Here is a 16,189-nt window from a genome sequence, read left to right on the forward strand (position 1 = left end):
AGAGGTGTAAGATGGCTCACATCGAAAAACAAGCTGGCGAACTGCAGGAAAAGCTGATCGCGGTAAACCGCGTATCTAAAACCGTTAAAGGTGGTCGTATTTTCTCCTTCACAGCTCTGACTGTAGTTGGCGATGGTAACGGTCGCGTTGGTTTTGGTTACGGTAAAGCGCGTGAAGTTCCAGCAGCGATCCAGAAAGCGATGGAAAAAGCCCGTCGCAATATGATTAACGTCGCGCTGAACCACGGCACCCTGCAGCACCCGGTTAAGGGTACTCACACGGGTTCTCGTGTATTCATGCAGCCGGCTTCCGAAGGTACCGGTATCATCGCCGGTGGTGCAATGCGCGCCGTTCTGGAAGTCGCTGGGGTTCGTAACGTTCTGGCTAAAGCGTATGGTTCCACTAACCCGATTAACGTGGTTCGTGCAACTATCGACGGTCTGGAAAACATGAAGTCCCCGGATATGGTCGCTGCCAAGCGTGGTAAATCCGTTGAAGAAATTCTGGGGAAATAAGCCATGGCAAAGACTATTAAAATTACTCAAACCCGCAGTGCAATCGGTCGTCTGCCGAAACACAAGGCAACGCTGCTTGGCCTGGGTCTGCGTCGTATTGGTCACACCGTAGAGCGCGAGGATACTCCTGCTGTTCGTGGTATGGTCAACGCGGTTTCCTTCATGGTTAAAGTTGAGGAGTAAGAGATGCGTTTAAATACTCTGTCTCCGGCCGAAGGCTCCAAAAAGGCGGGTAAACGCCTGGGTCGTGGTATCGGTTCTGGCCTCGGTAAAACCGGTGGTCGTGGTCACAAAGGTCAGAAATCTCGTTCTGGCGGTGGCGTACGTCGCGGTTTCGAGGGTGGTCAGATGCCTCTGTACCGTCGTCTGCCGAAATTCGGCTTCACTTCTCGTAAAGCGATGATCACCGCAGAGATCCGTCTCTCCGATCTGGCTCACGTAGAAGGCGATGTAGTAGACCTGAACGCGCTGAAAGCGGCTAACATTATCGGTGTCCAGATCGAGTTCGCGAAAGTGATCCTGTCTGGTGAGGTAACTCGTCCGGTAACTGTTCGTGGCCTGCGTGTGACTAAAGGTGCTCGTGCTGCTATCGAAGCTGCTGGCGGTAAAATTGAGGAATAAGTAGCAGATGGCTAAACAACCGGGATTAGATTTTCAAAGTGCCAAAGGTGGCCTTGGCGAACTGAAACGCAGACTTCTGTTTGTGGTCGGTGCGCTGATAGTGTTCCGTATTGGCTCTTTTATTCCGATCCCTGGTATTGATGCCGCTGTACTTGCCAAACTGCTTGAGCAACAGCGAGGCACCATCATTGAAATGTTCAACATGTTCTCTGGTGGTGCTCTCAGCCGTGCTTCTATCTTTGCATTGGGGATTATGCCGTATATCTCGGCATCAATCATCGTGCAGCTGCTGACGGTGGTTTATCAACCGCTGGCGGAACTGAAGAAAGAAGGGGAGTCTGGTCGTCGTAAGATCAGCCAGTACACCCGCTACGGTACTCTGGTGCTGGCGATATTCCAGTCGATCGGTATTGCTACCGGTCTGCCGAATATGCCTGGTATGCAGGGCCTGGTGATTAATCCAGGCTTTGCATTCTATTTCACCGCTGTTGTTAGTCTGGTCACAGGGACTATGTTCCTGATGTGGCTCGGCGAACAGATCACTGAACGCGGTATCGGTAACGGTATCTCGATCATTATCTTCGCCGGTATCGTTGCGGGACTCCCGCCGGCCATCGCCCATACTATCGAGCAAGCGCGTCAAGGCGACCTGCACTTCCTCCTGTTGCTGTTGGTTGCAGTATTAGTATTTGCAGTGACCTTCTTTGTTGTATTCGTTGAACGTGGGCAACGCCGCATTGTGGTAAACTACGCGAAACGTCAACAGGGTCGTCGTGTCTATGCTGCACAGAGCACACATTTACCGCTGAAAGTGAATATGGCGGGGGTAATCCCGGCAATCTTCGCTTCCAGTATTATACTGTTCCCGGCAACCATCACGTCATGGTTCGGGGGTGGTACTGGTTGGAACTGGCTGACAACAATTTCGCTGTATTTGCAGCCTGGGCAACCGCTTTATGTGTTACTCTATGCGTCTGCAATCATCTTCTTCTGTTTCTTCTACACGGCGTTGGTTTTCAACCCGCGTGAAACAGCAGATAACCTGAAGAAGTCCGGTGCATTTGTACCAGGAATTCGTCCGGGAGAGCAAACGGCGAAGTATATCGATAAAGTGATGACTCGCCTGACTCTGGTTGGTGCGTTGTACATTACTTTTATCTGCCTGATCCCGGAGTTCATGCGTGACGCGATGAAAGTGCCGTTCTACTTCGGTGGGACCTCGCTGCTTATCGTTGTTGTCGTGATTATGGACTTTATGGCTCAAGTGCAAACTCTGATGATGTCCAGTCAGTATGAGTCTGCATTGAAGAAGGCGAACCTGAAAGGCTACGGCCGCTAAAACTGGTCGCCCGAGAAGTTACGGAGAGTAAAAATGAAAGTTCGTGCTTCCGTCAAGAAATTATGCCGTAACTGCAAAATCGTTAAGCGTGATGGCGTCATCCGTGTGATTTGCAGTGCCGAGCCGAAGCATAAACAGCGCCAAGGCTGATTTTTTCGCATATTTTTCTTGCAAAGTTGGATTGAGCTGGCTAGATTAGCCAGCCAATCTTTTGTATGTCTGTACGTTTCCATTTGAGTATCCTGAAAACGGGCTTTTCAGCATGGTGCGTACATATTAAATAGTAGGAGTGCATAGTGGCCCGTATAGCAGGCATTAACATTCCTGATCACAAACATACCGTAATCGCTTTAACCGCTATTTTCGGTATCGGCAAAACCCGTTCTAAAGCCATCTGCGCTGAAACGGGCATCGCTGAAAATGTTAAGATCAGTGAGCTGTCTGAAGAACAAATTGATATTCTGCGTGAAGCAGTAGGTAAATTTGTCGTTGAAGGTGATCTGCGCCGTGAAATCACCCTGAGCATCAAGCGTCTGATGGACCTTGGTTGCTACCGTGGTTTGCGTCATCGTCGTGGTCTCCCGGTTCGCGGTCAGCGTACCAAGACCAACGCACGTACCCGTAAGGGTCCGCGTAAACCGATCAAGAAATAATCGGGGTGATTGAATAATGGCAAAGGCACCAATTCGTGCACGTAAGCGTGTAAGAAAACAAGTCTCTGATGGCGTGGCTCATATCCATGCTTCTTTTAACAACACCATCGTTACCATTACTGATCGTCAGGGTAACGCACTGGGTTGGGCAACAGCCGGTGGTTCCGGTTTCCGTGGTTCTCGCAAATCCACTCCGTTCGCAGCTCAGGTTGCAGCAGAGCGTTGCGCAGAAGCCGTAAAAGAATACGGCATCAAGAATCTGGAAGTTATGGTCAAAGGTCCGGGTCCGGGTCGCGAATCTACCATTCGTGCACTGAACGCCGCTGGTTTCCGCATCACTAATATTACTGATGTGACTCCGATCCCTCATAACGGTTGTCGTCCGCCGAAAAAACGTCGCGTATAACGCTGCGTTTTCCAGGTTAGTTGGAGAAAGAAAATGGCAAGATATTTGGGTCCTAAGCTCAAGCTGAGCCGTCGTGAGGGCACCGACTTATTCCTTAAGTCTGGCGTTCGCGCGATCGATACCAAGTGTAAAATTGAACAAGCTCCTGGCCAGCACGGTGCGCGTAAGCCGCGTCTGTCTGACTATGGTGTGCAGTTGCGTGAAAAGCAAAAAGTTCGCCGTATGTACGGTGTGCTGGAGCGTCAGTTCCGTAACTACTATAAAGAAGCAGCACGTCTGAAAGGCAACACCGGTGAAAACCTGTTGGCTCTGCTGGAAGGTCGTCTGGACAACGTTGTATACCGTATGGGCTTCGGCGCCACTCGTGCTGAAGCACGCCAGCTGGTTAGCCACAAAGCGATTATGGTAAACGGTCGTGTTGTTAACATCGCTTCTTATCAGGTTAAAGCGAATGACGTTGTCAGCATTCGTGAGAAAGCGAAAAAGCAATCTCGCGTGAAAGCCGCTCTGGAGCTGGCTGAGCAGCGTGAAAAGCCAACCTGGCTGGAAGTTGATGCTGGCAAGATGGAAGGTACGTTCAAGCGTCAGCCGGAGCGTTCTGATCTGTCTGCGGACATTAACGAACACCTGATCGTCGAGCTTTACTCCAAGTAAAGCTTAGTACCAAAGAGAGGACACAATGCAGGGTTCTGTGACAGAGTTTCTAAAACCGCGCCTGGTCGATATCGAGCAAGTGAGTTCGACGCACGCCAAGGTGACCCTTGAGCCTTTAGAGCGTGGCTTCGGCCATACTCTGGGTAACGCACTGCGCCGTATTCTGCTCTCATCGATGCCGGGTTGCGCGGTGACCGAGGTTGAGATTGATGGTGTACTGCACGAGTACAGCACCAAAGAAGGCGTTCAGGAAGACATCCTTGAAATCCTGCTCAACCTGAAAGGGCTGGCGGTGAGAGTTCAGGGTAAAGATGAAGTCATCCTTACTTTGAATAAATCTGGCATTGGCCCTGTGACCGCAGCCGACATTACCCACGACGGTGATGTCGAAATCGTCAAGCCGCAGCACGTGATTTGCCACCTGACTGATGAGAACGCTGCTATCAGCATGCGTATCAAAGTTCAGCGCGGTCGCGGTTATGTGCCGGCTTCTGCCCGAATTCATTCGGAAGAAGATGAGCGCCCAATCGGCCGTCTGCTGGTCGACGCCTGCTACAGCCCTGTAGAGCGTATTGCCTACAATGTTGAAGCTGCGCGTGTAGAACAGCGTACCGACCTGGACAAGCTGGTCATCGAAATGGAAACCAACGGCACAATCGATCCTGAAGAGGCGATTCGTCGTGCGGCAACCATCCTGGCTGAACAACTGGAAGCTTTTGTTGACTTACGTGATGTACGTCAGCCAGAAGTGAAAGAAGAGAAACCAGAATTCGATCCGATCCTGCTGCGCCCTGTTGACGATCTGGAATTGACTGTCCGCTCTGCTAACTGCCTCAAGGCAGAAGCTATCCACTATATCGGTGATCTGGTACAGCGTACCGAGGTTGAGTTGCTGAAAACGCCGAACCTGGGTAAAAAATCTCTTACTGAGATTAAAGACGTGCTGGCTTCCCGTGGACTGTCTCTGGGCATGCGCCTGGAAAACTGGCCACCAGCAAGCATTGCTGACGAGTAACCGGATCACAGGTTAAGGTTTTACTGAGAAGGATAAGGTCATGCGCCATCGTAAGAGTGGTCGTCAACTGAACCGCAACAGCAGCCATCGCCAGGCTATGTTCCGTAACATGGCAGGTTCGCTGGTTCGTCATGAAATCATCAAGACGACCCTGCCGAAAGCGAAAGAACTGCGTCGCGTAGTTGAGCCGCTGATTACTCTTGCCAAGACTGATAGCGTTGCTAATCGTCGTCTGGCATTCGCCCGTACTCGTGATAACGAGATCGTGGCAAAACTGTTTAACGAGCTGGGCCCGCGTTTCGCGAGCCGCGCCGGTGGTTACACTCGCATTCTGAAGTGTGGCTTCCGTGCAGGCGACAACGCGCCGATGGCATACATCGAGCTGGTTGATCGTGCTGAGCCGAAAGCAGAAGCTGCTGCAGAGTAATCTGTAGTAACGTAAAAAAACCCGCCCCGGCGGGTTTTTTTATATCTACCCCATCCCCACTTCACTACAATATCTGTACTCTTTTTGTTCATCCCCCGGAGCCGTAGAATGTGGTTACTGGATCAGTGGGCAGAACGCCATATCCTCGATGCCCAAACCAAAGGCGAGTTCGATAATTTACCCGGTAGCGGCGTGCCGCTAACGCTCGATGACGATTCGCATATACCGGCCGAGCTGCGGGCAGGCTATCGCCTTCTGAAGAATGCAGGGTGTCTTCCCCCGGAGCTGGAGCAGCGCAAAGAAGCGGTGGCTCTGGCAGACTTGCTTAAGGGGGTCCGTCAGGACGACCCGCGGCATGCCGAGCTCAGCAAGCGCCTCGCTCTGCTCGAGCTTAAGCTGCGTCAGGCAGGACTGAACACCGACTTTTTACGCGGTGAGTACGCCGATGCGTTGCTGCACAAAATTAATCAGGAGTGAATATGTATCGTATTGGTGAGCTGGCAAAACTGGCTGATGTGACGCCAGATACCATCCGTTATTATGAAAAACAGCAAATGATGGATCATGACGTGCGCACTGAGGGGGGATTTCGTCTTTACTCGGATAACGATCTTCAGCGTTTGCGCTTTATTCGCTATGCCCGTCAGCTGGGCTTTACTCTGGAAGCGATCCGCGAATTATTGTCGATCCGTATCGATCCGGAGCATCACACCTGTCAGGAGTCGAAAGGGATCGTTCAGGCGCGATTAAGCGAAGTTGAGGCGCGGATCAACGAGCTACAAACGATGCGTCGCTCTCTGCAACGGCTCAATGATGCGTGCTGCGGCACAGCTCACAGCAGCGTTTACTGTTCGATCCTCGAGGCCCTTGAGCAAGGCGCCAGCAACGGCAATACCGGGCGTTGATTTTTTGTGCGCGCGGATCTACACTCGCGCGGAATTCACACATCCACTGGAGTTACTATGAGTCGCTATCAGCATACCAAAGGACAAATTAAAGATAACGCCATTGAGGCACTTCTCCACGATCCATTATTCAGGCAGCGCGTAGAGAAGAACAAGAAAGGGAAAGGAAGCTATCAACGTAAAGATAAACATGCAGCAAGGAATGACCGGGAGGCCAGTGGCAAGCAAGCGAATCGCTTTTTTACCACTGGCCTTCTGCTTTCACTGCTGATTAAGAACGGTTGTTTTGTTCTTTCAGCAGATCGCGAATTTCGCTCAGCAGGACTTCTTCTTTAGAGGGCGCTGGCGGTGCCGCCGGAGCCTCTTCTTTCTTACGATTTAACTTATTCATCAGTTTAATCGCCATGAAAATGGCAAATGCGACGATGATGAAATCGAAAACGTTCTGAATAAACACCCCGTAGTGCATCACCACTGCCGGTACATCACCCTGGGCATCGCGCAGCGTGACGGCAAACTGTTTAAAATCGATCCCGCCAATCAACAGGCCGAGCGGCGGCATAATAATATCCGCGACCAGCGACGAAACAATTTTACCGAATGCTGCACCGATGATCACACCCACTGCCAAATCGACAACGTTCCCGCGCATCGCGAATTCGCGAAACTCTTTTAAAAAACTCATTTTATTCTCCTTGAGCCAGCTGACGTTGTAAGTTTAACAAATGTATTTTCATTTGCCATTCCCCGTAGAGCGTTACAGGAAAATATTAACCATTGAATAATAAGGGATAATAAAAGGCGCCTGTTCGACGCCCTGGGAATTACAGGAAGAAGGGGCTTGGCTGGAACAGCCTTTCTACATCGGAAATAAACTTTTTATCAGTCAAAAACATGATCACATGATCGCCCTGCTCGATCCGCAGATTATTATTGGCGATCATCACGTCATTCCCGCGCACGACGGCGCCGATGATCGTGCCTGGCGGAAGCTTGATCTCATCGATCGACCGCCCGACCACCCGCGAGGTGCTCTCATCGCCGTGTGCCACTGCTTCGATCGCTTCCGCAACGCCGCGGCGCAGGGAGGAGACGCCGACAATATCGGCTTTACGGACATGGCTGAGGAGGGCGGAAATCGTGGCCTGCTGAGGCGATATCGCGATATCAATGACGCTACCCTGAACCAGATCCACATAGGCTCTGCGCTGGATCAGCACCATGACTTTTTTGGCCCCCATTCGCTTGGCCAGCATCGCAGACATGATGTTTGCTTCGTCATCGTTAGTGACGGCAATAAACAGGTCCACCTGGTCAATATGCTCTTCGGCCAGCAGCTCCTGATCCGATGCATCACCGTAGAAGACGATAGTATGCTGCAGTTTTTCTGCCAGCTCAGCGGCTCGCTGCTGATTGCGCTCGATAAGCTTAACGCTGTAGTCTTTTTCCAGCTTATGGGCCAGGCCCGCGCCAATATTGCCGCCGCCGACCAACATGATGCGTTTGTAAGGTTTCTCCAGACGCTGGAGTTCGCTCATGACCGCGCGAATATGCTGCGAGGCGGCAATAAAGAAGACTTCATCACCGGCCTCGACAATCGTCGAACCCTGTGGGCGGATGGGGCGATCGTGGCGGAAAATGGCGGCCACGCGCGTATCGATATGCGGCATATGCTCGCGCATGGTGGACAACGCATTCCCCACCAGCGGACCACCGTAATAGGCTTTCACCACGGCGAGGCTGACTTTACCTTCGGCGAAGTTCACGACCTGCAGCGCGCCGGGATATTCTATCAGGCGATGAATATTGTCGATGACCAGCTGTTCCGGAGCGATTAAGTGATCGATGGGCACAGCTTCAGAATTGAAGAGCTTTTCCGCATCGCGGACGTAATCAGGCGCACGAATACGGGCTATACGGTTTGGCGTATTGAATAATGAATAGGCGACCTGACAGGCCACCATGTTGGTTTCATCCGAACTGGTGACCGCCACCAGCATATCGGCATCATCGGCTCCTGCCTCGCGCAGTACGCGGGGGTGAGAACCGTGCCCCTGGACGACACGCAGGTCGAACTTATCCTGCAGGCTGCGCAGACGGTCGCCATTGGTATCAACCAGCGTAATATCATTGTTCTCGCCGACGAGGTTCTCCGCCAGCGTGCCGCCGACCTGGCCGGCGCCCAGAATAATAATCTTCATCTGCAGTGATCCATTAGTTCCGACGTTTGATTAGCTTAGCGTAAAAGAAGCCATCGCCTTCTTCCGCACCCGGCAGATTTTGCTGTCCCGGGCTTGCCGGCGTACCGGTTGCGTGAAGCTCTGCATCCGGGGTCCGCGCGAGGAACGCGGCAATTTGCTGACTATTCTCTTCCGGCAGAATAGAACAGGTAGCGTAAACCAACGTGCCGCCTGGCTTCAGATGCCCCCAGATGGCATTGAGGATCTCGGCCTGCAGCTGGGCTAAATCGCCGATATCCCGATCCCGGCGCAGCCATTTGATATCCGGGTGGCGGCGGATAACGCCGGTGGCGGAACAGGGGGCATCCAGCAGAATACGATCGAACTGCTCGCCGCCACACCACTGCTCAGGGAAGCGACCATCGCCCTGTTTGACTTCGGCTTTCATGCCCAGCCGTTTCAGGTTGTCATAGACGCGGGAAAGACGCTGTTCATCAATGTCCACCGCCATGACCTCAGCCTGGGGAGCGACTTCCAGAATATGCGTCGTCTTGCCGCCCGGCGCGGCGCAGAGATCGAGAATGCGCTCGCCGTTTTCCGGCTGCAGATAGCGCATGCAGCCCTGGGCCGAGGCATCCTGAACGGTTACCCATCCTTCGGCAAAACCTGGCAACGCATGGACCGGGGCAGGGGTGGCCAGACGCACGGCGTCGGGATAGTCAGGGTGGGTGAAGCCCTCTAAGCCGGCCTCTTTAAGCAGAGCAAGCCATTCGTCTCGGGAATGATGGTTGCGGTTAACGCGCAGCCACATCGGCGGGCGCTGGTTGTTCGCATCGACGATCTCCTGCCATTGTTGCGGCCAGGCCTGCTGCAGACGCTTCAGCAGCCATTTGGGATGAAGGTAGCGGTTTTCCTGCCCGGCGAATTCTGCCAGTAGCTCTTCCTGCTGGCGCTGAAACTGGCGTAACACCCCATTGATCAGCCCTTTAAGCTGCGGGCGCTTAATCGCCACCGCGCCTTCTACCGTTTCAGCCAGCGCGGCGTGCGGAGGGATGCGGGTGTAGAGTAACTGATAGAGCCCAACCATAATCAGAAAGTGCACGGTGCGCTGTTTGCCGGTCATCGGACGCACCATCAGCTTGCTGATAAGCCACTCCAGCTGGCTGAGCGTACGCAGTACGCCAAAACACAGCTCCTGCAGCAGCGCTTTGTCTTTATCGCTGACTTTTTGCTGTAGAGGGGGCAGGACGTTGCTTAAAGACTGACCTTTTTCAACGACTTGCTCGATAGCCTGGGCGGCCAGGCTGCGTAAATTTATATTCTTTTTCATAAGCGCAAAAATAAAAATGCCCGGCGAACCCGGGCTTCAGAAGAGACGACCGTCAGGCGAGACGGGTGCCAGGAGTAAACCACTCCCGGCGGGAATTGAGTAAATCCTGGGCGCTCATCGCTTTTTTACCCGCAGGCTGTAGCGACTCCAGACTGAGGATCCCATCGCCCGTGGCGACCTGGATACCCTGTTTGGTTGCTGCCACGATAGTACCCGGTTCGGCATGCGCAGCTTCGGCAATGACCGATGCCCGCCACACTTTTAGCGGCTGCCCGTCAATTTCCAGCCAACTCATTGGCCACGGATTAAAGGCGCGGATGCAGCGCTCCAGCTGTGCGGCAGAAAGCGACCAGTCGATGCGAGCTTCTTCTTTACTCAGCTTCTCGGCGTGGCACACCAGCGATTCATCCTGTACTTCAGGCTGTGCGGTGCCGTTGGCCAGCTGGGCTAAGGTTGCCAGCAGACCTTGAGGGCCGAGCTCGGCCAGCTTATCGTACAGGCTGCCGCTGGTATCCTCTGCGGTAATGGGGCAGGAAAGCTTATACAGCATATCACCCGTATCAAGGCCGACGTCCATCTGCATGATGGTTACGCCTGTTTCGCTATCCCCCGCCCACAGCGAACGCTGGATCGGCGCTGCGCCACGCCAGCGCGGTAGCAGGGAGCCGTGAACGTTGATGCAGCCCAGACGGGGCATCTCCAGCACCGCTTTCGGGAGAATCAAACCGTACGCCACCACCACCATGATATCGGCGCCGAGATCGGCGACTAATTGTTGGTTGTCCTGCGGACGCAGGGAAGATGGCTGGAATACAGGTAAGTTATGGGCTTCAGCCAGCACCTTTACCGGGCTCGGCATCAATTTTTTGCCGCGGCCAGCAGGACGGTCTGGCTGAGTGAATACGCCAACAACCTGATGTTCAGACGACAACAGCGCGTCAAGATGACGCGCTGCAAAATCGGGGGTGCCGGCGAAAATGATACGTAGTGATTGTGACACGGTATTCCTTGTTATCAGGCACGGGAACGTAAACGATCCAGTTTCTCAACCTTCTGACGAATGCGCTGTTGTTTGAGCGGTGACAGATAATCAATAAACAGTTTGCCGACCAGATGATCCATCTCATGCTGAATACAGATAGCCAGCAGGCCATCGGCCTCCAGTTCAAATGGCTTACCGTCGCGATCCAGCGCTCGGATCTTCACTTTTTCCGCACGCGGCACCAGGGCGCGCTGTTCCGGAATCGACAGGCAGCCTTCTTCGATGCCCGTTTCGCCATCTTTCTCCAGCAGCTCCGGGTTGATTAACACCAGCTGCTCTTCACGATTTTCCGACACATCAATAACGATAATGCGCTGATGGATATCGACCTGGGTCGCGGCCAGACCAATGCCCTCCTCAGCGTACATGGTGTCGAACATATCATCGACGATACGCTGAATTTCCGCATTCACTTCTTTGACCGGCTCGGCGACTTTGCGAAGGCGCTCGTCCGGAATATGTAACACTTGCAAAACTGCCATAAAGTTCCAGAGTCGTATTCAGGAGTTGATAAGATTATTAGCTCTATTCTAGACAAAACACCCTGCAATTGACAGTCTCACTGTCCAATCGCAAAGATTGTCAATACCGCTTATGGCAGGGGGTAAGGATGACGCCCGACGAGATTTGGCTGCGGCTGATGAAGGTCAGTAACTTGTATGGCGACAGAATGCTGAAGATCGCACAGCGCTTATGCGCAGCCGCCAGCGTTGATCGTGAAGCGCTGCATGCTGTCGGGATGTCCGCGGCGCAAGCAACGTTATTTTTTCGGCTTGACGGGCCTGAGCTTGACGAGACGCGGCGCTGGCTGGAGAACCCGGAACATCATCTGTTACGGGCCGACGATCCGCGCTTTCCGTTTCGGCTAAGGGCCATCGCTGATTACCCCGGTGCGTTGTTGGTCAGCGGCGATCCCGCTCTGCTTCACAGCGCGCAGCTTGCCGTTATTGGTAGTCGCCTGCATTCCTGGTATGGCGCTCGCTGGGGGAAGCTGTTCAGCGAAACGTTGGCGCGTAAAGGAATGACTATCACCAGTGGGCTGGCGTTAGGCATTGATGGCGTAGCGCATCGCGGCGCGCTCGCGGCCGAGGGCAAAACCATCGCGGTACTGGGCAACGGACTGGGTAAGGTTTATCCGCGGCGCCATGCAAGCCTCGCCCAGCAGATCATCGATAATGGCGGTGCGCTGGTGTCTGAATTTCCACTAATAACGCCGCCGCTTCCCGCGCATTTCCCCAGGCGCAACCGGATTATCAGCGGCCTGAGCCTGGGCGTGTTGGTGGTTGAGGCGGCATTGCGAAGCGGCTCGCTGGTTACCGTCCGCTGTGCTCTGGAGCAGGGAAGGGATGTGTTTGCCCTGCCTGGGCCGATAGGCAATCCGGGATCGGAAGGCCCACACTGGTTAATTAAGCAAGGCGCGGTGCCGGTGACCTCGCCAGAGGATATTGTGGAATACTGGCACAACGAGCTGACCTGGCTAACTGATACGTCTGATTCGATAAATAATTGCGCCGATCAGCCGTCTGTAGCATTGCCATTTCCGGAGCTCCTGGCTAACGTAGGAGATGAGGTAACACCTGTTGACGTTGTCGCTGAACGTGCCGGCCAATCTGTGCCAGTAACCGTAGCTCAGCTACTTGAACTGGAGTTAGCAGGCTGGATCGCAGCTGTACCCGGCGGCTATGTCCGATTAAGGAGGGCAAGCCATGTTCGACGTACTCATGTATTTGTTTGAAACTTACATCCATAGCGAAGCAGAAATGCGCGTGGATCAGGACAAACTGACGCGGGATCTTACCGACGCAGGTTTTGAGCGGGAAGATATCTATAACGCGTTAATGTGGCTCGAGAAACTGGCTGATTATCAGGAAGGTCTCGTTGAACCCATGCAGCTCGCTTCCGACCCACTGTCGCTTCGGGTATATACCGAAGAGGAGTGCCAGCGTCTGGATGCCAGTTGCCGGGGATTTTTACTCTTCCTCGAGCAGATTCAGGTGTTGAACCTCGAAACGCGAGAAATGGTGATAGAGCGCGTACTGGCGCTGGATACGGCAGAATTTGAGCTGGAGGACCTGAAATGGGTCATCCTGATGGTACTGTTCAATATTCCGGGCTGTGAAAACGCCTATCAGCAAATGGAAGAATTACTCTTCGAAGTAAATGAAGGTATGCTGCATTAATCTTTTTGCAGCAACATCGAGTTGTTATGACCAAATCAGCACTGTTTTCGGTGCGTAAAAATGAGCCCTGCCCGCAGTGCGGGGCTGAACTGGTGATCCGTTCCGGGAAACATGGCCCGTTTCTCGGCTGTTCGCATTATCCGGACTGTGACTATATCCGTCCCCTGAAAAGTCAGGCGGACGGGCATGTCGTTAAGGTGCTGGAGGGGCAAGCATGCCCATCGTGCGGCGCGGTTATGGTGCTACGCCAGGGGCGTTTTGGGATGTTCATTGGCTGTAGCCGCTATCCGGAATGCGAACATACCGAGCTAATTGATAAACCAGATGAGACGGCTATTGCTTGCCCGCAGTGCGGACAAGGCCATCTGGTCCAGCGTCGTTCCCGTTTCGGTAAAACCTTTCACTCCTGCGATCGCTATCCTGATTGCCAGTTCGTTATCAATTTTAAACCGGTGGCGGGCGAATGCCCTGAATGCCATTACCCGCTGTTAATAGAAAAGAAGACGGCGCAGGGGCTCAGACGCTTCTGTGCCAGTAAACAATGTGGAAAGCCGATCCCGGCGGAATAAATCAGTGAACAATAACCTGCCCTCAGAAGCCGTCGCCCATGCCGTGGCGGTCCTGAATAATGAACATGTCATCGCCTATCCCACGGAAGCTGTTTTTGGCGTCGGCTGCGACCCTGACAGCGAAACGGCCGTTATGCGTCTGCTGGAGCTGAAGCAGCGTCCTGTTGAGAAGGGATTGATCCTTATCGCCGCTAGCTTTGAGCAGCTGAAGCCCTATATTGATGATTCTCGGTTAAGTGACTCGCAGCGGGCAGCAATCTTTTCCTGCTGGCCAGGACCGGTGACGTTTGTATTCCCGGCTCGTCCTGAAACGCCACGCTGGCTGACGGGTCGTTTTGATTCGCTGGCCGTACGCGTAACCAACCATCCGCTGGTGATTGAATTGTGCGAAGCCTACGGAAAACCGCTGGTCTCGACGAGCGCCAATCTCACCGGTCAACCGCCTTGCCGCACTACCGCAGAGGTCCGTGCTCAGTTTGGTGACAGCTTCCCGGTCGTGGATGGCGCTACGGGCGGACGTCAAAATCCATCTGAAATACGTGATGCCCTGACGGGTGAACTGTTCCGCCAGGGGTGAATCATGGAAACCTACGCTGTTTTTGGTAATCCGATTGCGCACAGCAAGTCGCCTTCTATTCACCACCTTTTTGCCCGCCAGTTAGGCATTACCCATCCTTATGGACGTGTGCTGGCGCCGCTGGACGATTTTGTCTCTTCTCTGAATCAGTTTTTTGCGGAAGGAGGAAAGGGCGCCAACGTTACCGTCCCTTTCAAAGAAGAAGCCTTTGCGCGCGCGGATGAACTGACAGAACGCGCTGCGCTGGCGGGAGCGGTGAATACCCTGAAACGTCTGGAAGATGGGCGTTTGCTGGGCGACAACACGGATGGTATTGGTCTTCTGAGCGATCTGGAGCGTCTGGGATTCATTAAGCCACGCCAGCGGATCCTGCTTATCGGTGCCGGTGGCGCATCGCGTGGGGTACTGCTGCCGCTGCTGTCGCTGGGGTGCGCTGTGACGATCGTCAATCGCACCTATGCTCGTGCCCATGAGTTAGCCACGCTCTTCGCCCATACCGGCAGCGTCAGCGCCCGGGAAATGGATACCTTAGCTGGGGAAACTTTCGATCTGATCGTCAATGCAACATCCAGTGGGATAGAGGGTGATGTGCCGGCTATCCCGGCGTCTGTTGTTAACCCCGACGTGTATTGCTATGACATGTTTTACCAGAAAGGGGCGACGCCATTTCTTCAGTGGTGCCAGCAGCATGGCGCAACCCACTGCGCTGACGGGCTGGGAATGCTGGTGGCGCAAGCCGCCCATGCCTTTCTGCTATGGCACGGCGTCCTGCCGGCTATCACCCCGGTTATAGAAAAGCTGCAACAGGAACTGAATGCATGAATCAGGCGATTCAGTTTCCCGATCGGGAATTATGGGATGCTGAACGGCAGGGCGTGGTTTTTCCCGCGCTGGTGAATGGGATGCAATTAACCTGCGTAATTTCAGGGCAGATCCTGCAGCAGCGTTTTGGCGCAGAGGGGCCAGCGCAGTGGCTGGCCGCATTCCGGGAACATCGTTGGGATCTTGAGGAAGAGGCTGAGGCATTGATCCGCGATAATCAGGAGGATGCTCAGGGTTGGGTCTGGCTCTCCTGATCCAGATATTCATCTTTCCATTTCACATAGTTATTTGCTGAATATTTTAGGCCTTCCCGCTCCGCCTCTGTCAGGGGGCGGATCTGTTTGACCGGATTGCCAAAGTAAAGGAAGCCGCTTTCAAGCTGTTTATTCTGCGGCACCAGACTTCCCGCGCCAATCATGACGTCATCACCAACCACGACACCATCTAACAAGATCGAACCCATACCAACCAGCACGCGGTTGCCGATAGTGCAGCCGTGCAGCATCACTTTGTGACCAACCGTCACATCCTCTCCAATGATCAGTGGATTTCCCTCAGGCTTGTAAGAGGATCTATGGGTCACGTGTAGAACGCTGCCGTCCTGAATATTGCTACGTTGACCTATCGACACGAAATTGACGTCGCCGCGAATGGCGACCAGAGGCCAGACGCTGACGTCATCGGCAATTCTGACATCACCGATGACGACGCTGGATGCGTCAATCATGACGCGAAGACCGATTTGCGGGAAAAATGTTTTATAGGGACGCAGGTGAGCAGACATGTTGACCTCAAAAATACGGGAGCGTAAGAAGACTTTGGTGGCTTTTATCTCGCTCTGCAACCCCTGAAAACGGTGAAAATTGAGCAAATCGCGCAATTACACGGCGAAAAGGGTGAAAAATCACCATTCAGAAAAAAAGATCGAAAAAAGGCTTGTGCAAAAAAATGGGA

25 protein-coding genes are annotated in these 16,189 nt (G+C 53.5%); 19 read left to right on the forward strand and 6 right to left on the reverse strand.

Going from position 1 to position 16,189, the window contains the following annotated elements; translation table 11 throughout:
- Positions 1 to 11: 11 nt before the first annotated feature.
- The 13 genes from rpsE (at position 12) to ACOI7D_RS26520 (ending at position 6,871) form a co-directional block, all read left to right on the forward strand.
- Positions 12 to 515 carry a 30S ribosomal protein S5 gene (gene rpsE / locus ACOI7D_RS26460; protein WP_002919545.1) on the forward strand — a complete coding sequence of 168 codons (504 nt, stop codon included), beginning with the start codon at positions 12 to 14 and terminating at the stop codon, positions 513 to 515.
- 3 nt (positions 516 to 518) lie between these two features.
- Positions 519 to 698, forward strand: a complete 180-nt coding sequence (rpmD, locus tag ACOI7D_RS26465) for a 50S ribosomal protein L30 (RefSeq protein WP_001140434.1) — start codon at positions 519 to 521, stop codon at positions 696 to 698.
- 3 nt (positions 699 to 701) lie between these two features.
- Positions 702 to 1,136 carry a 50S ribosomal protein L15 gene (rplO, locus tag ACOI7D_RS26470; RefSeq protein WP_002919516.1) on the forward strand — a complete coding sequence of 145 codons (435 nt, stop codon included), beginning with the start codon at positions 702 to 704 and terminating at the stop codon, positions 1,134 to 1,136.
- Between the two features lie 7 nt (positions 1,137 to 1,143).
- The gene (gene secY / locus ACOI7D_RS26475) at positions 1,144 to 2,475 is read left to right on the forward strand and encodes a preprotein translocase subunit SecY (RefSeq protein ID WP_002919515.1); all 1,332 of its coding nucleotides are present in this window, start codon (positions 1,144 to 1,146) and stop codon (positions 2,473 to 2,475) included.
- Positions 2,476 to 2,508: 33 nt separating this feature from the next.
- Complete coding sequence (rpmJ, locus tag ACOI7D_RS26480) at positions 2,509 to 2,625, forward strand: 50S ribosomal protein L36 (protein ID WP_000868187.1); 117 nt, start codon at positions 2,509 to 2,511, stop codon at positions 2,623 to 2,625.
- A 146-nt stretch (positions 2,626 to 2,771) separates the two neighbouring features.
- Positions 2,772 to 3,128, forward strand: coding sequence for a 30S ribosomal protein S13 (gene rpsM, locus ACOI7D_RS26485; RefSeq protein ID WP_002919259.1), 357 nt, complete (start codon positions 2,772 to 2,774; stop codon positions 3,126 to 3,128).
- A 16-nt stretch (positions 3,129 to 3,144) separates the two neighbouring features.
- Positions 3,145 to 3,534, forward strand: coding sequence for a 30S ribosomal protein S11 (gene rpsK, locus ACOI7D_RS26490; protein ID WP_002919257.1), 390 nt, complete (start codon positions 3,145 to 3,147; stop codon positions 3,532 to 3,534).
- 33 nt (positions 3,535 to 3,567) lie between these two features.
- Positions 3,568 to 4,188, forward strand: a complete 621-nt coding sequence (gene rpsD, locus ACOI7D_RS26495) for a 30S ribosomal protein S4 (protein ID WP_002919224.1) — start codon at positions 3,568 to 3,570, stop codon at positions 4,186 to 4,188.
- 25 nt (positions 4,189 to 4,213) lie between these two features.
- Positions 4,214 to 5,203, forward strand: a complete 990-nt coding sequence (locus ACOI7D_RS26500) for a DNA-directed RNA polymerase subunit alpha (RefSeq protein WP_002919219.1) — start codon at positions 4,214 to 4,216, stop codon at positions 5,201 to 5,203.
- A gap of 40 nt (positions 5,204 to 5,243) precedes the next feature.
- Positions 5,244 to 5,630, forward strand: coding sequence for a 50S ribosomal protein L17 (gene rplQ, locus ACOI7D_RS26505; protein WP_002919206.1), 387 nt, complete (start codon positions 5,244 to 5,246; stop codon positions 5,628 to 5,630).
- Between the two features lie 108 nt (positions 5,631 to 5,738).
- Positions 5,739 to 6,107 (forward strand): DUF1992 domain-containing protein, encoded by a 369-nt coding sequence (locus ACOI7D_RS26510; protein ID WP_109546859.1) that lies wholly within the window; start codon positions 5,739 to 5,741, stop codon positions 6,105 to 6,107.
- A 2-nt stretch (positions 6,108 to 6,109) separates the two neighbouring features.
- Positions 6,110 to 6,535, forward strand: coding sequence for a Zn(2+)-responsive transcriptional regulator (gene zntR / locus ACOI7D_RS26515; RefSeq protein ID WP_023291172.1), 426 nt, complete (start codon positions 6,110 to 6,112; stop codon positions 6,533 to 6,535).
- Positions 6,536 to 6,592: 57 nt separating this feature from the next.
- Positions 6,593 to 6,871 (forward strand): alternative ribosome-rescue factor A, encoded by a 279-nt coding sequence (locus ACOI7D_RS26520; protein ID WP_023291171.1) that lies wholly within the window; start codon positions 6,593 to 6,595, stop codon positions 6,869 to 6,871.
- On the opposite strand, the gene mscL is transcribed toward ACOI7D_RS26520, so the two are convergent.
- The 5 genes from mscL to def form a co-directional block, all read right to left on the reverse strand.
- Positions 6,807 to 7,220 (reverse strand): large-conductance mechanosensitive channel protein MscL, encoded by a 414-nt coding sequence (mscL, locus tag ACOI7D_RS26525; RefSeq protein ID WP_004145325.1) that lies wholly within the window; start codon positions 7,218 to 7,220, stop codon positions 6,807 to 6,809. The genes ACOI7D_RS26520 and mscL overlap by 65 nt on opposite strands.
- Positions 7,221 to 7,359: 139 nt before the next feature.
- Complete coding sequence (trkA, locus tag ACOI7D_RS26530; protein ID WP_002919153.1) at positions 7,360 to 8,736, reverse strand: Trk system potassium transporter TrkA; 1,377 nt, start codon at positions 8,734 to 8,736, stop codon at positions 7,360 to 7,362.
- Between the two features lie 13 nt (positions 8,737 to 8,749).
- On the reverse strand, positions 8,750 to 10,045 hold the full coding sequence (gene rsmB, locus ACOI7D_RS26535; protein ID WP_109546860.1) for a 16S rRNA (cytosine(967)-C(5))-methyltransferase RsmB: 1,296 nt from the start codon (positions 10,043 to 10,045) through the stop codon (positions 8,750 to 8,752).
- 52 nt (positions 10,046 to 10,097) lie between these two features.
- Complete coding sequence (fmt, locus tag ACOI7D_RS26540; RefSeq protein WP_017900611.1) at positions 10,098 to 11,045, reverse strand: methionyl-tRNA formyltransferase; 948 nt, start codon at positions 11,043 to 11,045, stop codon at positions 10,098 to 10,100.
- Positions 11,046 to 11,059: 14 nt separating this feature from the next.
- Positions 11,060 to 11,569 (reverse strand): peptide deformylase, encoded by a 510-nt coding sequence (def, locus tag ACOI7D_RS26545; RefSeq protein ID WP_004206802.1) that lies wholly within the window; start codon positions 11,567 to 11,569, stop codon positions 11,060 to 11,062.
- A gap of 128 nt (positions 11,570 to 11,697) precedes the next feature.
- Here def and dprA point away from each other — a divergent pair, with 128 nt between their 5' ends.
- Genes dprA through ACOI7D_RS26575 form a run of 6 tightly spaced genes read left to right on the forward strand, consistent with a single transcriptional unit; the run spans position 11,698 to position 15,489 of the window.
- Entirely contained in the window at positions 11,698 to 12,822 is a 1,125-nt protein-coding gene (gene dprA / locus ACOI7D_RS26550) for a DNA-protecting protein DprA (protein WP_109546861.1), read from the forward strand.
- Positions 12,794 to 13,267, forward strand: a complete 474-nt coding sequence (gene smg, locus ACOI7D_RS26555; RefSeq protein WP_002919137.1) for a DUF494 family protein Smg — start codon at positions 12,794 to 12,796, stop codon at positions 13,265 to 13,267. The genes dprA and smg overlap by 29 nt, the downstream gene beginning before the upstream one ends.
- Before the next feature lie 26 nt (positions 13,268 to 13,293).
- On the forward strand, positions 13,294 to 13,836 hold the full coding sequence (locus ACOI7D_RS26560) for a type I DNA topoisomerase (protein WP_023291168.1): 543 nt from the start codon (positions 13,294 to 13,296) through the stop codon (positions 13,834 to 13,836).
- A 4-nt stretch (positions 13,837 to 13,840) separates the two neighbouring features.
- Positions 13,841 to 14,413 carry an L-threonylcarbamoyladenylate synthase type 1 TsaC gene (gene tsaC / locus ACOI7D_RS26565; RefSeq protein ID WP_004206805.1) on the forward strand — a complete coding sequence of 191 codons (573 nt, stop codon included), beginning with the start codon at positions 13,841 to 13,843 and terminating at the stop codon, positions 14,411 to 14,413.
- A 3-nt stretch (positions 14,414 to 14,416) separates the two neighbouring features.
- Positions 14,417 to 15,235: a shikimate dehydrogenase gene (aroE, locus tag ACOI7D_RS26570; RefSeq protein ID WP_109546862.1), complete on the forward strand. Its 819-nt coding sequence runs from the start codon at positions 14,417 to 14,419 to the stop codon at positions 15,233 to 15,235.
- A complete protein-coding gene (locus ACOI7D_RS26575) occupies positions 15,232 to 15,489 on the forward strand; it encodes a DUF1488 domain-containing protein (protein ID WP_044524932.1) in 258 nt (85 codons plus the stop codon). Before aroE ends, ACOI7D_RS26575 begins: the two co-directional genes overlap by 4 nt.
- Here the strand turns inward: ACOI7D_RS26575 and ACOI7D_RS26580 are convergent.
- Entirely contained in the window at positions 15,465 to 16,019 is a 555-nt protein-coding gene (locus tag ACOI7D_RS26580; RefSeq protein ID WP_044524944.1) for a gamma carbonic anhydrase family protein, read from the reverse strand. The two genes, ACOI7D_RS26575 and ACOI7D_RS26580, sit on opposite strands and share 25 nt — an antisense overlap.
- Positions 16,020 to 16,189 lie beyond the last annotated feature (170 nt).

The sequence above is a fragment of the Klebsiella sp. C360 genome (assembly GCF_048822415.1).
Taxonomy (GTDB): domain Bacteria; phylum Pseudomonadota; class Gammaproteobacteria; order Enterobacterales; family Enterobacteriaceae; genus Klebsiella; species Klebsiella quasipneumoniae.

What these genes read in the sequence shown, in the direction of transcription:
- rpsE (WP_002919545.1), top strand. Translation starts at nt 12, where the DNA reads ATGGCTCACATCGAAAAACAAGCTGGCGAACTGCAGGAAAAGCTGATC.
- rpmD (WP_001140434.1), top strand. Translation starts at nt 519, where the DNA reads ATGGCAAAGACTATTAAAATTACTCAAACCCGCAGTGCAATCGGTCGT.
- rplO (WP_002919516.1), top strand. Translation starts at nt 702, where the DNA reads ATGCGTTTAAATACTCTGTCTCCGGCCGAAGGCTCCAAAAAGGCGGGT.
- secY (WP_002919515.1), top strand. Translation starts at nt 1,144, where the DNA reads ATGGCTAAACAACCGGGATTAGATTTTCAAAGTGCCAAAGGTGGCCTT.
- rpmJ (WP_000868187.1), top strand. Translation starts at nt 2,509, where the DNA reads ATGAAAGTTCGTGCTTCCGTCAAGAAATTATGCCGTAACTGCAAAATC.
- rpsK (WP_002919257.1), top strand. Translation starts at nt 3,145, where the DNA reads ATGGCAAAGGCACCAATTCGTGCACGTAAGCGTGTAAGAAAACAAGTC.
- rpsD (WP_002919224.1), top strand. Translation starts at nt 3,568, where the DNA reads ATGGCAAGATATTTGGGTCCTAAGCTCAAGCTGAGCCGTCGTGAGGGC.
- ACOI7D_RS26500 (WP_002919219.1), top strand. Translation starts at nt 4,214, where the DNA reads ATGCAGGGTTCTGTGACAGAGTTTCTAAAACCGCGCCTGGTCGATATC.
- rplQ (WP_002919206.1), top strand. Translation starts at nt 5,244, where the DNA reads ATGCGCCATCGTAAGAGTGGTCGTCAACTGAACCGCAACAGCAGCCAT.
- ACOI7D_RS26510 (WP_109546859.1), top strand. Translation starts at nt 5,739, where the DNA reads ATGTGGTTACTGGATCAGTGGGCAGAACGCCATATCCTCGATGCCCAA.
- zntR (WP_023291172.1), top strand. Translation starts at nt 6,110, where the DNA reads ATGTATCGTATTGGTGAGCTGGCAAAACTGGCTGATGTGACGCCAGAT.
- ACOI7D_RS26520 (WP_023291171.1), top strand. Translation starts at nt 6,593, where the DNA reads ATGAGTCGCTATCAGCATACCAAAGGACAAATTAAAGATAACGCCATT.
- mscL (WP_004145325.1), bottom strand. Translation starts at nt 7,220, where the DNA reads ATGAGTTTTTTAAAAGAGTTTCGCGAATTCGCGATGCGCGGGAACGTT.
- trkA (WP_002919153.1), bottom strand. Translation starts at nt 8,736, where the DNA reads ATGAAGATTATTATTCTGGGCGCCGGCCAGGTCGGCGGCACGCTGGCG.
- rsmB (WP_109546860.1), bottom strand. Translation starts at nt 10,045, where the DNA reads ATGAAAAAGAATATAAATTTACGCAGCCTGGCCGCCCAGGCTATCGAG.
- def (WP_004206802.1), bottom strand. Translation starts at nt 11,569, where the DNA reads ATGGCAGTTTTGCAAGTGTTACATATTCCGGACGAGCGCCTTCGCAAA.
- dprA (WP_109546861.1), top strand. Translation starts at nt 11,698, where the DNA reads ATGACGCCCGACGAGATTTGGCTGCGGCTGATGAAGGTCAGTAACTTG.
- smg (WP_002919137.1), top strand. Translation starts at nt 12,794, where the DNA reads ATGTTCGACGTACTCATGTATTTGTTTGAAACTTACATCCATAGCGAA.
- ACOI7D_RS26560 (WP_023291168.1), top strand. Translation starts at nt 13,294, where the DNA reads ATGACCAAATCAGCACTGTTTTCGGTGCGTAAAAATGAGCCCTGCCCG.
- aroE (WP_109546862.1), top strand. Translation starts at nt 14,417, where the DNA reads ATGGAAACCTACGCTGTTTTTGGTAATCCGATTGCGCACAGCAAGTCG.
- ACOI7D_RS26575 (WP_044524932.1), top strand. Translation starts at nt 15,232, where the DNA reads ATGAATCAGGCGATTCAGTTTCCCGATCGGGAATTATGGGATGCTGAA.
- ACOI7D_RS26580 (WP_044524944.1), bottom strand. Translation starts at nt 16,019, where the DNA reads ATGTCTGCTCACCTGCGTCCCTATAAAACATTTTTCCCGCAAATCGGT.